This window comes from Streptomyces marinisediminis (assembly GCF_026262575.1).
In the GTDB taxonomy this organism is placed as follows: domain Bacteria; phylum Actinomycetota; class Actinomycetes; order Streptomycetales; family Streptomycetaceae; genus Streptomyces; species Streptomyces marinisediminis.
In genome coordinates this window covers 37,971-52,522 of the sequence record NZ_JAPKFL010000001.1, presented here as the reverse complement: position 1 = coordinate 52,522, position 14,552 = coordinate 37,971, and the positions used below count along the sequence as shown (strand labels likewise).

The following is a 14,552-nucleotide window of genomic DNA, read 5'->3' as shown; positions in this document are numbered from 1 at the left end:
CGCGGCCCGGCCCGCTTCCGGTCCGGGCCGGGCGGTGCCGTCCGCCCCGCCCCGCGCCGGAGCGGGGCGGGGCGCCGGGCACACTGGACGGATGCATGCGCTGCGCGAGCTGAACCTGGCCGACGAGGCGACGGCCCGGGCCGTCCACCGGGTCGGGCGGGCGGCCTACGCGGTGGAGGCCGAGCTGATCGGCTTCCCCGGCATCCCCGCGCTCTCCGAGACGCTCGCGCAGCTTCGCGCCCAGCCGTGCCGCTGGCTCGGCGCGCTCCCGGGCGAGGGAACGCCCACCGGCCCCGGAGCGCCCGCGGGCCACGGCACGTGCACCGCCGACGGCGCGCCTGTCCGTGAGGGCGCGCGCGCCGGCGGCCCCGCGCTCGCCGCGTTCGTCGCCTGGAGCACGGCGCCGGAGGGCGTCACCGTCGAGCGCGTCTGCGTCTGCCCCGCCTGGTTCCGCCACGGGCTCGCCACCCGCCTGCTGCGGCACCTGCTGGACGCGCTCGCGCCCGCCGGCGACGTCCGTGTCACCACGGGGGCGGCGAACGCCCCGGCGCTCGCGCTCTACAGCCGCCTCGGCTTCACCCGCCAGGCCGACGTGCGCCCCGAGCCCGGCCTCACCCTGGCCCGCTTCGTGCTGCGCCGCTGAGCGTCAGGCCCGCCCGCCGGCCAGCGTGTGGGCGACGAGCGCGTTGGCGTGCCCGTGGCCGAGCCCGTGTTCCTCCTTGAGCCAGGTCACCAGCTCCCCGTGCCGGCTCACCGGCGCGCTGCGGATGAGTTCCTGCCACTGGGCGATGGGCCGCCCGTACGTCTTCTCGATCGACGGGAAGTAGCTCGCGGGTCCCTTGGCCGGTGTCGGCATGGCGCGTGGTCCTCTCCTGCGGCGCTGGTGTCACCCGGTCGGACCGGCGCCGCCGCGCGCACTCATCGCTCGGAGTGGGTGACGTGCACCACACCGCGCGGGGCGGTACCCGCGCGCCCCGGCCGACCCGTCACGGGCGCGGGCCGGACCGCGCCGCCCGGGCCGCGCGCCACTCGGGGGCGAGCACGGACCAGACCTCCATGTCGTGCCGCTCCCCGCGCCGCAGGTAGCTCTCCCGCAGCACGCCGTCCCGCGTCATCCCCAGCCGCCGGGCCACGGCGACGCTCGGCACGTTGCGCGCCGAGGCGTGCCACTCGATCCGGTGAACGCCGCGCCGCTCGACCGCCCAGTCGATGATGGTGCGCGCGGCCCGGGTCACCAGCCCCCGGCCCACCGCCGACGGCTCCAGCCAGCACCCCGCCTCGGCGGTGCCCTGGGCGACGTCCATCGTCCGGAACAGCACGCCGCCGACCAGCGCGCCGTCCGCCCAGATGCCGTAGAGCCGCCCGGTGTCCGCGGCGGCCTTGTCCGCGTACTCGCGCAGGAACGCCCGGCCCGCCTCCAGGTCGCCGACGGCGTCCGCCAGGCCGACGTAGCGCCCGATGAACTCCCGCCCCCGGTCGATGTGCGCGAAGAACTCCTCGGCGTGCCACGGCTCCAACGGCCGCAGCTCCGCCCCGTCCTTCCCCAGCGATACCGCGAACACCCGGTGCCTCCCCGCTCCCCCTGGCTGCGCGGGCATCCTCCCACGGCCCCCGGGCCGCGACGCACGCGGTGGGCTGCGGCCCGGCGTCGGGCCGCAGCCCACCGCCCCCGCGCCCCCGCGCCCCCGGCGGCCGTGCGGCCGCCGGGGGCGCGGGCGGAGCGGCGTCAGGACCGGGGCGGGCGGTCCTCGCCGCGCCCGCGCGGCTGGTCGCCGCCGAACTCCTGGTCGAGCTTCTCCTGGGCGGTGTCGACATGCTGGCTGTACTTGCCGCCGGTGCGGCGGTCGACGTAGTCGCCGCCCTTCTCCACGCCCTTGTGGACCTTGTCCTCGTGGCCCTTGAGCATGCCCTTGAGCTTATCCATCATGGACATGGCACTCCCTTCCGCCGTCGTGCACGGTCCTCGTCAAGCATCACCACACTTCCCGGGCCTCCGCATCCCGGGGCGGGCGGCGTGCGCGCTGCGGACACGGCGGCGCACGCCCGGTGACCGGCGCGCGCCGCCCGTGCGTGCCCTGCGGCCGGGGCGACGGAAGCGCTACCCGGGGCCCGGCCGGCCCGTGAGGAGGTCGGCGGCGCGCTCGGCGACCAGCAGGACGGTCACCATGGGGTTGATCGTCGGCATGGTGGGAAAGACGGAGGCGTCGACCACGCGGACGCCGTCGACGCCGCGCAGGCGCAGCTCGGAGTCGAGCACCGCCTGGGGGTCGTCGTTCGCGCCCATGCGGCAGGTGCCGGCCGGGTGGTACACGGTGTGGGCGACGCGGCGGCCGTACTCGGAGAGCTCCTCGTCGCTCACCAGGTCCGGCCCCGGGGCGACCTCGCGCACCAGCCAGGAGCGCAGCGGCTCCCGCCTTGCCACCTCCCGGGCGACGCGCAGCCCGTCGACGATGGTGCGCTCGTCGTGGCCCTCGGGGTCGGTGAAGTACCGGAAGTCCAGGGCGGGCTTCTCCGCCGGGTCGGCGCTGCGCAGCCACATCCGGCCGACGGAGCGGGCGCGCGGCACGTTGGGCGTCATGCACACCCCGTGCTCGGGCGTGGGGTAGCCCAGGCGCTCGGTGTTGACGGTGAAGGGCACCTGGTAGAAGTGGAACATCAGGTCGGGGCGGGGCTGGTCGCGGTCGCGGCGCAGGAACAGGCCCGCGTCGGAGTCCATCGCCGAGTTGGGCGCGAGCGGTTCGCGCGTCTCCCAGACGATGACGGACTCCGGGTGGTCGAGCAGGTTCTCGCCGACGCCGGGCAGGTCGGCGACGACGTCGATGCCGTGCCGCCGCAGCTCCTGGGCGGGGCCGATGCCCGAGAGCATGAGCAGCCGCGGCGTGTCGATGGCGCCCGCGCACAGAATCAGCTCCCGCTCGGCGCGGATCACGGCGGTGGAGCCGTCGGCGCGGCGGACGCGCACGCGGGTGTGGCGGCCGTCGCCGTCGGTAAGCAGCCGGTAGGCCCACGTCTCCAGCAGCAGGGTCAGGTTGGGCCGGTCCAGCACGGGGTGCAGGTAGGCCACGGAGGCGGAGGAGCGGTTGCCGGTGGCCGGGTCGTAGGCGAGGGAGAAGAAGCCCGCGCCCTCGGGGAAGGGGCGCGCGTTGAAGTCGTCGACGACCGGGACGTCCAGCGCGGCCGCGGCGGCGGCGACGAAGTCGACCGCGATCGGGTTACGGTCGGCCTCCGCCACGGGGACGATGGTGTTCTGCAGCCGGTCGCGGTAGGGCAGCAGCACCTCCGGTCCCCAGCCGGCGCACCCCATCGCCGTCCACTCCTGGAGGTCCTGGGGCAGCGGCAGGAAGCTGATGAGGGTGTTGTGGGAGGAGCAGCCGCCCAGCACGCGGGCGCGCGAGTGCAGGATGTGGGAGTTGCCGCGCGGCTGCTCGACGGTGGTGTAGCCGTAGTCGAACTCGGAGTCCAGCAGGTTGATCCAGTTGCGCAGCTTCAGGATGCGCTCGTCGCCGACGTCGCTGGGGCCGCCCTCGATGACGGCGACGCGGGTGCCGCGGTCCTCGGTCAGCCGGGCGGCGAGCACGGACCCGGCCGTGCCGCCGCCGACGATCACGTAGTCGTAGGTCTCTTCGCCACCGGTGTTCGTCGCCATCGTCGCGCGGCCCCTCAGCCCTTGAACCAGCCGGACGGGGCCGGCGTGAGGTTCTGGTAGATGTGCTTGCTCTCCTGGTACTCGTGCAGCCCGGACGGGCCCAGTTCGCGGCCGATGCCGGAGCGGCCGAAGCCGCCCCACTCGGCCTGCGGCACGTAGGGGTGGAAGTCGTTGATCCACACGGTGCCGTGCCGCAGCCCGTCGGCGAAGCGCTGGGCGCGGCCGGCGTCGGAGGTCCACACCCCGCCGGCGAGGCCGTAGCGCGTGTCGTTGGCCAGGCGCAGCGCCTCCTCCTCGGTGCCGAAGCGCTCGACGGTGACCACGGGGCCGAAGATCTCCTCCTGGACGACGCGCATGGAGCGGTCGCAGTCGGCCAGCACGGTCGGCAGCAGGAAGAACCCCCGCTGGAGCTCCGGGTCGTCGGGGCGGCGGCCGCCGCAGGCGACGCGGGCGCCCTCCGCGCGGCCGATCTCCAGGTAGCCCTCGACCTTCTCCCGGTGCTCGGCGGAGCTGAGCGGCCCGGACTCGGTGGCCTCGGCCATGCCGTCGCCGAGCCGGATACGGGCGGCGCGGTCGGCCAGCGCCTCGACGAAGCGGTCGTGGACGCCGTCCTGCACGATGAGCCGGGAGCCGGCCGAGCAGACCTGGCCGGAGTGGAGGAAGGCGGCGTCCAGTGCGTAGTCGAGCGCGGCGTCGAAGTCGGCGTCGTCGAAGACGACGTTCGGGTTCTTGCCGCCGAGTTCGAGGGCGATCTTCTTCACCCCGTCGGCCGCGGCCGCCATGATCCGGCGCCCGGTGTCCAGGCCGCCGGTGAAGGAGACGAGGTCCACCTCCGGGTGGGCGGTCATCGCCGCGCCGACGGTCGAGCCCTGCCCGAGCACGAGGTTGGCGACGCCGGGCGGTGCTCCGGCCTCCGCGATGAGCCGGATCATGTGCAGCGTGGACAGCGGCGTGGTCTCGCTGGGCTTGAGGACGAAGGTGTTGCCCGCCGCGAGCGCGGGCGCCACCTTCCAGGACGCCTGGAGCAGCGGGTAGTTCCACGGCGCGATGAGGGCGCAGACGCCCACCGGGTGGTAGACCACCCGGCTCAGGACGCCGGGGCCGACGTCCACCACCCGCCCGGCGTCCTTGCCCGCGAGCTCGGCGAAGTAGCGGAAGCAGTCGGCCACGTCCTCGACGTCCACCCGGGCCTCGGTGAGCGTCTTGCCGGTGTCCAGCGTCTCGGTGCGCGCGATCTCCTCCTGGTCGCGCAGCAGGAACCGGGAGACGCGGTGGAGGACGTCGGCGCGCTCGCGGGTGGGCAGTCCTGACCACTGGCCGGAGTCGAAGGCGCGGCGGGCGGCCCGGACGGCGTGGTCCACGTCGGTCTCGTCGCCGTCGTCCACCTCGGTGATCACCGAGGCGTCGAAGGGGTTGACGACCTGGTGGCGCCCTCCGGCCGCCGCGGCGACCCACTGACCGTCGATGTAGAGCTCGGGCACGCGGACACTCCCTGGAGATGGCGGCTGGACCACCACCATCGGCAGGGTGCCGCCCGCGCGCCACCCGGCACACCGTCCGCCGGGGCCACCCGGGGGCGGACGGCACCCTGTCGGGTCAGCGCGGCCCGCCCGCCCGTCCGCGCTCCGGCGCGCCGGCGGGCGGTCGCTTCGGCCACACGGTGTAGCTGACCGCGACGACCACCGCGACGAGGCTGACGAGGCTGACGAGGCCCATCTTGCTCTGCCAGGCGCGCAGCGACTCCACCTGGCCGACGTCCCCGACGTACCAGATCGCCGCCTGGAGCAGCGCGGCGGCGATCGCGGCCCCGGCGACGGCGCGGGCGGACATCCTCCACTCGTGCCGGGCCCGGGCCAGGCCGTAGCGCGGCGGCCTGACCGGCGGCGGCCCGCCCGCGAAGCGGTGCGCGAAGCGCGCGTCCGCCCAGCGGACCAGGTAGCGCCCGTGGGTGGCGGTGAAGCCGATGTAGACGGCCGCCAGCCCGTGCTTCCTTCCCAGGCCGCGGGTGCCCGCCCGCCAGTGGGGCGTCACCGGGCAGCGTGCGGCTTGCCTCGCACCATGCGCTCCGCCAACCTCCGCGGCTCCCGGCACCTCCCTCGGCACCACCTCGTGGAGCTCGCGCCCGGGGTGACTCGCGGGGTCGAGGTCCGTCCTGCGCTCACCGCCGGATTCGTCCAGGGCGGCGCGGGGCGCGGCCGTCGCCTCCGCGGCCGTCAGCGGGCTGGCGGCTGGGGGCGCCGCCGGATTCTCGGCGATCCCGCCGCAGGCCGTGAGTCCGGCGGCCAGTGGGAGCACCGTCGCGGACATTCGCAGCCGCACTCGTCTTCACCCAGGGGGTCCTTGCGTCCTCGCCCGGCACGGCTCCGGGGGTGCCGCGGCACCGTGTCGGCGGCCGGGGCGGGCCCTTGTCCGGCGGCCACCAGGAGCGGGGGCCCGCCGCCGCCCCGGCGTCCCGACGCCGCCAGGCCCGGTCGCCGGCGCCGCCGTCCGCACGGCGCGGAACGGCACCGCGCCCTCGCACATGCGAACAACGGGCGGCGCGGCGGGGACGGTTGGCGGACGCGCCGATTACGAGGACTGTGGTCCAGACCTATTGACCAGTGGTCCAGACCTCTCTAATGTCCACGGACAACTGCGGTGAGCGGGCACAGGTAAGGCCCGCTCCACGGGCGGCGCAGCGACCCCATCGGACCGGCCCCCACCGGCCCCGGCTCAGGAGCGCTCTTGAAAACAGACCGCATCACTCCGCATCGCATACGTCGGCGGGCCCTCGCGGCAGCGGCGGCTCTGCTGATCCCCGTCGGCGGCATGGTCGCCCTCGCACCGACCGCGCAGGCCGCGGAATCGGCGACGGCCACGTTCGTCCGGTCCTCGGACTGGGGCACCGGCTTCGAGGGCAAGTGGACGATCAAGAACACCGGTGACACCACGCTGAACGGCTGGGAGCTGAAGTGGGACTTCCCCTCCGGCACCACCGTCAACAGCCACTGGGACGCCACCGTCACGAAGAACGGCAACAGCTACACCGCCGTTGACAAGGGCTGGAACGGCACGCTCGCGCCGGGCGCCAGCGTCAGCTTCGGCTTCAACGGCGCCGGTTCCGGCGACCCCGCCAAGTGCACCATCAACGGCGCCGCGTGCGACGGCTCCGGCGGCCCCCCGCCGGACCCGGAGCCCGAGCCCGAACCGGAGCCCGAGCCCGAGCCGCAGCCGCCGGGCGACCACATCAACCTCGGCTACTTCACCGAGTGGGGCGTCTACGGCCGCGACTACCACGTCAAGGACCTGGTCACCTCCGGCTCCGCCGAGAAGCTGACGCACATCAACTACTCGTTCGGCAACGTCCAGGGTGGCAAGTGCACCATGGGCGACGCCTACGCGGCGACCGACAAGGCCTACACCGCCGCCGAGTCCGTCGACGGCAAGGCCGACACCTGGGACCAGCCCCTGCGCGGCAACTTCAACCAGCTCCTGAAGCTGAAGAAGATGTACCCGCACATCAAGATCCTGTGGTCCTTCGGCGGCTGGACCTGGTCCGGCGGCTTCGGTGACGCCATGAAGAACCCGGCCGCCTTCGCGTCCTCCTGCCACGACCTGGTCTACGACAAGCGCTGGGCGGGCCTGTTCGACGGCATCGACCTGGACTGGGAGTACCCCAACGCCTGTGGCCTGAGCTGTGACAGCAGCGGCCCGGACGTGATGCGCAAGATGATGCAGGCCTTCCGCGCCAAGTTCGGCCAGGACCAGCTCGTCACCGCCGCCATCACCGCCGACGCCTCCGCCGGCGGCAAGATCGACAAGGCGGACTACGCCGGTGCCGCACAGTACACCGACTGGTACAACGTCATGACGTACGACTTCTTCGGCGCCTGGGACAAGAGCGGTCCGACCGCCCCGCACTCCCCGCTGAACGCGTACGACGGCATCCCGCAGCAGGGCTTCAACACCGCTGACGCCATCGCCAAGCTGAAGGCCAAGGGCGTCCCGGCCAAGAAGCTGCTCGTGGGCATCGGCTTCTACGGCCGTGGCTGGACCGGTGTCACGCAGGCCGCACCGGGCGGCAGCGCCACCGGCGCGGCTCCGGGCACCTACGAGGCGGGCATCGAGGACTACAAGGTGCTCAAGCAGCGCTGCCCGGCCACCGGCACCATCGCCGGCACCGCCTACGCCAAGTGCGGTGACCAGTGGTGGAGCTACGACACCCCCTCCACCATCAAGGGCAAGATGTCCTGGGCCAAGCAGCAGGGCCTGGGCGGTGCCTTCTTCTGGGAGACCAGTGGCGACACCACTGACGGTGAGCTGATCACCGCCATCCACCAGGGGCTCAACGGCTGATCCGCGCCACCTGAGTTCCCCGCAGACCGCCGGGGAGACGGCCCGCCCGCCGTCTCCCCGGCTCTTTCACGTCGCTACACCCGCCGCCGGCTCCCCGACCGCGGGCGTTCACGCTCCGGCCTTCGGCCCCCGGGCCGCCCGCGGCTCCGGCTCCGGCTCCGGCTCCGGCTCCGGCTCCGGCTCCGGCTCCGGCTCCGGCTCCGGCCGCAGCGTCGCCAGGGCCTCCGTCAGCCAGCGGGTCCAGAACGTCTCCAGCTCGATGCCCGCCCGCAGGACCAGGTGCTGCATGCGCCCGACCTCGTCCCCGCGGCCCGGCGGGAAGTCCCGGCGCTCGATCTCCCGGTACTCCGCGAGCTGCCGCTCGTGCAGCGCGAGGTGGCGGGCCAGCTCCGGCGCCAGTCCCGCCGCGCCGACGACCGCCGCGGCGCGCAGCCGCAGGATCGTGGCGTCCCGCAGCGGCCGGGGGTCCTGGCGGGCGCCGACCCAGCGCACCAGCTCCGCGCGCCCGTCCGGCAGCACGGCGTACTCCCTGCGCCGGCCGCGGCTGCCCGGCTCCACCGCCGAGCGCACCCACCCGGCGCGCTCCAGCTTCCCCAGCTCGCGGTAGATCTGCTGGTGCGTGGCCGACCAGAAGAAGCCGATCGACCGGTCGAACCGGCGCGTCAGCTCCAGCCCCGAGGACGGCTTCTCCAGCAGGGCGGTCAGCAGGGCGTGCGGCAGCGACATCGTCGCACCATCCTAGGCGCGCCGCCTCACAGCGCCGCGGCCAGCCGGGTGCCCTGGTCGATGGCGCGCTTGGCGTCCAGCTCGGCGGCGACGTCCGCGCCCCCGATCAGGTGGGCGCGCAGCCCGGCGGCCGCCAGCGCCCCGTACAGGTCGCGACGCGGCTCCTGTCCCGTGCACAGCACCACGGTGTCCACCTCCAGCAGCCGGTCCTCGCCGTCGACGGTGAGGTGCAGCCCGGCGTCGTCGACGCGGCGGTAGGTCACGCCCGGCGTCATCACCACGCCGCGGTGGCGCAGCTCGCTGCGGTGGATCCACCCCGTCGTCCGGCCCAGGCCCGCCCCCACCTTGCTGGTCTTGCGCTGGAGCAGGTGGACGGTGCGGGACACCGCCGGGCGCTCGGGCGCGCACAGGCCGCCGGGGGCGCGCAGCTCGGCGTCCACCCCCCACCGCGCGAAGAAGGCCTCCGGGCGCTCGCCGGCGCCGTCCCCGGGGTCGGTGAGGTAGGCGGCGACGTCGAAGCCGATCCCGCCGGCCCCGAGTACCGCCACCCGCTCGCCCGCCTCGGCGGTGCCGCGCAGCACGTCCAGGTAGCCCAGCACGCTGGGGTGGTCGACGCCGTCCAGGTCCGGCACGCGCGGGGTGACGCCGGTGGCCAGGACGACCTCGTCGAACCCGGCGCCGGCCAGGTGCTCGGCGGTGACGGTCGTCCCGAGCCGCACGGTGACGCCGTGCGCCTGTAGCTGGTGGCGGAAGTAGCGCAGGGTCTCCTCGAACTCCCGCTTGCCCGGGACGCGCCGGGCGACGTCGAGCTGGCCGCCGATCCCGTCGGCCGCGTCGTAGAGCGTGACGTCGTGGCCGCGCTCGGCCGCCGACACCGCGCAGGCCAGCCCCGCCGGACCCGCGCCGACGACGCCGACGCGCCGCGCGCGCCGCACCGGGGCGAGCACGAGCTCGGTCTCGTGGCAGGCGCGCGGGTTGACCAGGCAGGAGGTGATCCGGCCGCTGAAGGTGTGGTCCAGGCACGCCTGGTTGCAGCCGATGCAGGTGTTGACGGCCTCCGGCCGCCCGGCGCGCGCCTTGGCCACGAAGGCGGGGTCGGCCAGCAGCGGGCGGGCCAGCGACACCAGGTCGGCGTCCCCCTCGGCGAGCACCCGCTCGGCGACCTCCGGGGTGTTGAGGCGGCCCGCGGCCACCAGCGGGACGCCGACCGCGCCCATCAGCTTCCGCGTCACCCGGGTGAAGGCGCCGCGCGGCACGGAGGTGGCGATGGTGGGCACGCGCGCCTCGTGCCAGCCGATGCCGGTGTTGATGATCGTCGCACCGGCCGCCTCGACCGCGCGGGCCAGGGCGACCACCTCCTCCAGCGTGGCGCCGCCGGGGACGAGGTCGAGCATGGACAGGCGGTAGACGAGGACGAACTCCGCGCCGACCCGCTCGCGCACCCGGCGCACGACCTCCACGGGGAAGCGCGTGCGGTGCGTGAAGGAGCCGCCCCAGCGGTCGGTGCGCCGGTTGGTGGGGGCGGCGGTGAACTCGTTGATCAGGTAGCCCTCGGAACCCATGATCTCCACCCCGTCGTACCCGGCGCGCTGGGCGAGGGCGGCGGCGTGGGCGTAGTCCTCGATGGTCTGCTCGACCTCGTCGCCGGTCAGCTCCCGCGGGGTGTACCGGCTGATCGGGGCCCGCAGGGGGCTCGGCGCGACGAGGTCGGGGTGGTCGGCGTACCGGCCGGCGTGCAGCAACTGCACCGCGATCCGGCCGCCCGCGCGGTGGACGGCGTCGGTGATCACCCGGTGCCGGTCGGCCTCCGCCGGCGTGGTCAGCGCCGCCGCCCCCGCGGTGACCCTGCCCGCGGCGTTGGGGGCGATGCCGCCGGTGACGATGAGGCCGACGCCGCCTCGCGCCCGCTCCGCGTAGAAGGCGGCCATGCGCGCGAAGCCGTCGGGGGCCTCCTCGAGACCGACGTGCATGGAGCCCATCAGCACACGGTTGGGCAGGGTGGTGAAGCCCAGGTCCAGGGGCTCCAGCAGACGGGGGTAGGCGGGCACGGCTCCTCCTCGGCAGGCGCGGTTACCGAACGGTAGCGTCGGCGCGGAGGATTCTGCAACAAGTTGCATTCCGGGGCGCGGGCTGCCCTCGTCGACCCTGCGTTCCGGCCCGCACCCGCCGGGCTTCCGTAAGGCGCCCGGGCGGCCCCGACCCGGCGGGCGGCTTGGCCCCTCACACCGCCGTGGCCACCCGCCCGGCCCGACCGCGCGCCGCGCAGGCGCGGGAAACCCTGGGAACCCTGGGAACCCGGGGAACCCGGGGAACCCGGGGAACCCAGGGAACCCAGGGAACCCAGGAAAGACGAAAACCCCGGCACCCACGGCCGGGGGAAGGGCTCACGCCACGTTGACGCGCTGGCCCGGGGGCGCGGCCTCCAGCCACGCCAGGAAGCCGGTCAGCGCGTCCTCGCTCATCGCCAGCTCCACGTGCGTGCCCCGGTGACGGCACGCCAGCACCACCGCGTCGGAGAGCAGGGCGAGCTCCTCCTCACCCTCCGGCACGCGCCGGTGCAGCACCTCGACGGCCTCGCGCTCCAGCAGCCTCCGGGGCCGGGGCGCGTAGGAGAAGACGCGGAACCACTCCACCCGGTCCCCCCGGTAGCGGGCGATGCCGTAGCTCCAGCCCTTGCCCGTCGGCTCGGCGTCCCGCGGCGCGAGGACCTCCCACCGCAGGCTGCAGTCGAAGGTGCCGCCCGAGCGCTGGATCAGCCGCCGGCGCAGACCGAAGACGAACAGCGCGAGCACCACCAATCCCACGAACGTTCCGCACAGCACCAGCGCGAGGGCCATGTGTCACCGACCTCCCCGCGTGTCGTGCGGACCGCGCCGGGTGCGCGGTGCGCCTGCCATGATGTCCCCGCCCATTATCGACGCAGCCGCGGACCGTTCCGGAGCGAGGCTCCGGAGCCGTCCGCGGCTGGGGCGATGAGGGGCGTGCGGGCTCAGCGTGCGACCGCCACTGCCCGCAGCCGGACGTCGGCGCGCCGCTCGGCCGCCGCGTCCTGTTCCGCCTTGGCCTTCTCCAGCGCGCGCTCGGCCCGCTCGACGTCGATCTCGTAGCTCAGCTCCGCGATCTCGGCCAGGAGCGAGAGCTTGTCGTCCGCGAACGAGATGAACCCCTCGTGCACGGCGGCGACGACGGTGCCGTCCTCGCCGGTGGTGCGGATGGTGACCGGGCCCGACACCAGCACACCGAGCAGCGGCTGGTGGCCGGGCATGATGCCGATCTCACCCGACGAGGTGCGCGCGACGACCAGGCTGGCCTCGCCCGACCAGACCCTGCGGTCGGCGGCGACCAACTCGACGTGCAGCTCAGCCACTGTGGCTCCTCAGACTGGGATTTTCACAAGGATACGGGGTGCGGACGGTGAGGACGGACCCGGGGCCCGTCCTCACCTCCGGTGGGCCGCGGCGCTCAGGAGACGCCGAGCTCCTTGGCCTTGGCCTTGAGGTCGTCCAGGCCACCGCACATGAAGAACGCCTGCTCGGGGAAGTGGTCGTAGTCACCGTCGGCGATCGCGTTGAACGCGGCGATCGACTCGTCCAGCGGCACGTCCGATCCGTCGAGACCGGTGAACTGCTTCGCCGCGTGGGTGTTCTGCGACAGGAAGCGCTCGATGCGGCGGGCGCGGTGGACGGTGAGCTTGTCCTCCTCGCCGAGCTCGTCGATGCCGAGAATGGCGATGATGTCCTGGAGGTCCTTGTACTTCTGCAGGATGCCCTTGACGCGCGAGGCGCACTCGTAGTGCTCCTGCGAGATGTAGCGCGGGTCCAGGATGCGCGAGGTGGAGTCCAGCGGGTCCACCGCCGGGTAGATGCCCTTCTCCGAGATCGGACGCGAGAGCACCGTGGTGGCGTCCAGGTGGGCGAAGGTGGTCGCCGGAGCCGGGTCGGTCAGGTCGTCCGCGGGGACGTAGATCGCCTGCATCGAGGTGATCGAGTGACCGCGCGTGGAGGTGATGCGCTCCTGGAGGGTGCCCATCTCGTCGGCGAGGTTGGGCTGGTAGCCCACCGCGGAGGGCATGCGGCCCAGCAGCGTGGAGACCTCGGAGCCGGCCTGGGTGAAGCGGAAGATGTTGTCGATGAAGAACAGCACGTCCTGCTTCTGCACATCGCGGAAGTACTCCGCCATGGTCAGACCGGCCAGCGCCACGCGCAGACGCGTGCCCGGCGGCTCGTCCATCTGGCCGAAGACGAGGGCGGTCTGCGGGAGCACGCCCGACTCGGCCATCTCCTCGATCAGGTCGTTGCCCTCACGGGTGCGCTCGCCCACGCCGGCGAACACGGAAACGCCCTCGTGCAGCTTGGCCACACGCATGATCATTTCCTGGATGAGCACGGTCTTGCCGACGCCCGCGCCGCCGAACAGGCCGATCTTGCCGCCCTTGACGTACGGGGTCAGCAGGTCGACGACCTTCAGGCCGGTCTCGAACATCTCGGTCTTGGACTCGAGCTGGTCGAAGGCCGGAGCCTTGCGGTGGATCGCCCAGCGCTCGGTGACCTCGGAGGCGGCCTCCGGCTCGTTGAGGATCTCGCCGAGGGTGTTGAACACACGGCCCTTGGTGACGTCGCCGACGGGCACGGTGATGCCGTCGCCGGTGTCGGTCACCGGGGCCTGGCGGACCAGGCCGTCGGTGGGCTGCATGGAGATGGCGCGCACCAGGCCCTCGCCGAGGTGCTGCGCGACCTCCAGGGTCAGCGTCTTGGTGGCGCCCTCGGCCGCCGGGTCGACGACCTCGACGGTCAGGGCGTTGTACATCTCCGGCATCGCGTCGACGGGGAACTCCACGTCGACGACCGGGCCGATGACCCGCGCGACGCGGCCCGTCGCGGCGGCCGTCTGAGCAGTGGTGGTCATAGTTATCGGTCACTCCCCGCAGAAGCGTCGGCCAGCGCGCTGGCACCACCGACGATCTCGCTGATTTCCTGGGTGATGTCGGCCTGGCGGGCCGCGTTGGCAAGCCGCGTGAGCGACTTGATGAGCTCTTCCGCGTTGTCCGTCGCCGACTTCATCGCCCGGCGGCGGGCCGCGTGCTCGGAGGCGGCGGCTTGCAGCAGGGCGTTGTAGACCCGGCTTTCGACGTAGCGCGGCAGCAGGGCGTCGAGGACTTCCTCGGCCGACGGCTCGAAGTCGTACAGCGGCTGGATCCGGGCCCGGCTCGCCGCGCCCGCGTCCGTCTCGCCGGCGCCCGCCTCGGCGGCGAACGACAGCGGGAGCATCCGGCGCTGGACGGGCGTCTGCGTCATCATCGAGACGAACTCGGTGAAGACGATGTGCAGCTCGTCCACGCCGCCCTCGGCCGCCTCCCGGCCGATCGACTCGATCAGCGGGGCCGCCACCGTCTTGGCGTCCGCGTAGGACGGCGAGTCGGTGAAGCCGGTCCAGGAGTCGGAGACCGGGCGCTCGCGGAAGTTGTAGTACGCCACGCCCTTGCGGCCGACCACGTAGGTCGTGACGTCCTTGCCCTCGCCGTCGAGCCGCCGGGTCAGCTCCTCCGCGGCCTTGATGGCGTTGGAGGAGTAGCCGCCGGCCAGCCCGCGGTCGCTCGTGACGAGCAGGACCGCGGCCCGCTTCGGCGCCTCCGCCTCGGTGGTCAGCGGGTGCTTGACGTTCGCCCCGTCGGCCACCGCGGTGACCGCGGCGGTGAGCTCCTCTGCGTACGGAGTGGAGGCCGCCACCTGGCGCTGCGCCTTGACGATGCGCGAGGCGGCGATCATCTCCATCGCCTTGGTGATCTTCTTCGTCGCCTTGACGGACTTGATCCGTCGTTTGTAGACGCGGAGCTGGGCACCCATGC

The 14,552-nt window shown here is 73.8% G+C and carries 14 protein-coding genes; 2 read left to right on the top strand and 12 right to left on the bottom strand.

Translation table 11 applies throughout. The features are described from left to right. Positions 1-91 precede the first annotated feature (91 nt). Entirely contained in the window at positions 92-643 is a 552-nt protein-coding gene (locus tag OSB71_RS00240; protein WP_265942796.1) for a GNAT family N-acetyltransferase, read from the top strand. Between the two features lie 3 nt (positions 644-646). Here OSB71_RS00240 and OSB71_RS00235 read toward each other — a convergent pair whose 3' ends face one another. From OSB71_RS00235 to OSB71_RS00210, 6 genes are all read right to left on the bottom strand, one after another. Further along, entirely contained in the window at positions 647-856 is a 210-nt protein-coding gene (locus OSB71_RS00235) for a DUF4287 domain-containing protein (RefSeq protein ID WP_265942794.1), read from the bottom strand. Positions 857-986: 130 nt separating this feature from the next. Next, positions 987-1,562, bottom strand: coding sequence for a GNAT family N-acetyltransferase (locus OSB71_RS00230; RefSeq protein WP_265942792.1), 576 nt, complete (start codon positions 1,560-1,562; stop codon positions 987-989). Between the two features lie 164 nt (positions 1,563-1,726). Continuing rightward, positions 1,727-1,933: an antitoxin gene (locus OSB71_RS00225; RefSeq protein ID WP_265942790.1), complete on the bottom strand. Its 207-nt coding sequence runs from the start codon at positions 1,931-1,933 to the stop codon at positions 1,727-1,729. A gap of 165 nt (positions 1,934-2,098) precedes the next feature. Then, entirely contained in the window at positions 2,099-3,646 is a 1,548-nt protein-coding gene (locus OSB71_RS00220; RefSeq protein WP_265942788.1) for a GMC family oxidoreductase, read from the bottom strand. 14 nt (positions 3,647-3,660) lie between these two features. Further along, a complete protein-coding gene (locus tag OSB71_RS00215; RefSeq protein WP_265942786.1) occupies positions 3,661-5,127 on the bottom strand; it encodes an aldehyde dehydrogenase family protein in 1,467 nt (488 codons plus the stop codon). A gap of 115 nt (positions 5,128-5,242) precedes the next feature. Then, entirely contained in the window at positions 5,243-5,677 is a 435-nt protein-coding gene (locus OSB71_RS00210) for a hypothetical protein (protein ID WP_323055238.1), read from the bottom strand. A gap of 777 nt (positions 5,678-6,454) precedes the next feature. Between OSB71_RS00210 and OSB71_RS00205 the strand changes: the two genes are divergently transcribed. Further along, positions 6,455-7,981, top strand: a complete 1,527-nt coding sequence (locus OSB71_RS00205; protein WP_265943323.1) for a glycosyl hydrolase family 18 protein — start codon at positions 6,455-6,457, stop codon at positions 7,979-7,981. Positions 7,982-8,089: 108 nt separating this feature from the next. Here the strand turns inward: OSB71_RS00205 and OSB71_RS00200 are convergent, their stop codons facing one another. The 6 genes from OSB71_RS00200 to OSB71_RS00175 form a co-directional block, all read right to left on the bottom strand. Then, a complete protein-coding gene (locus OSB71_RS00200; RefSeq protein ID WP_265942784.1) occupies positions 8,090-8,707 on the bottom strand; it encodes a PadR family transcriptional regulator in 618 nt (205 codons plus the stop codon). Between the two features lie 26 nt (positions 8,708-8,733). Continuing rightward, positions 8,734-10,755: an NADPH-dependent 2,4-dienoyl-CoA reductase gene (locus tag OSB71_RS00195; protein ID WP_265942782.1), complete on the bottom strand. Its 2,022-nt coding sequence runs from the start codon at positions 10,753-10,755 to the stop codon at positions 8,734-8,736. A gap of 336 nt (positions 10,756-11,091) precedes the next feature. Further along, the gene (locus OSB71_RS00190; protein WP_265942780.1) at positions 11,092-11,544 is read right to left on the bottom strand and encodes a DUF2550 domain-containing protein; all 453 of its coding nucleotides are present in this window, start codon (positions 11,542-11,544) and stop codon (positions 11,092-11,094) included. Positions 11,545-11,696: 152 nt separating this feature from the next. Further along, positions 11,697-12,074 (bottom strand): F0F1 ATP synthase subunit epsilon, encoded by a 378-nt coding sequence (locus OSB71_RS00185; RefSeq protein ID WP_265942778.1) that lies wholly within the window; start codon positions 12,072-12,074, stop codon positions 11,697-11,699. Positions 12,075-12,169: 95 nt separating this feature from the next. After that, positions 12,170-13,612, bottom strand: coding sequence for a F0F1 ATP synthase subunit beta (atpD, locus tag OSB71_RS00180; RefSeq protein WP_265942776.1), 1,443 nt, complete (start codon positions 13,610-13,612; stop codon positions 12,170-12,172). A 2-nt stretch (positions 13,613-13,614) separates the two neighbouring features. Then, positions 13,615-14,550 (bottom strand): F0F1 ATP synthase subunit gamma, encoded by a 936-nt coding sequence (locus OSB71_RS00175; protein WP_265942774.1) that lies wholly within the window; start codon positions 14,548-14,550, stop codon positions 13,615-13,617. Between the last annotated feature and the right edge of the window lie 2 nt (positions 14,551-14,552).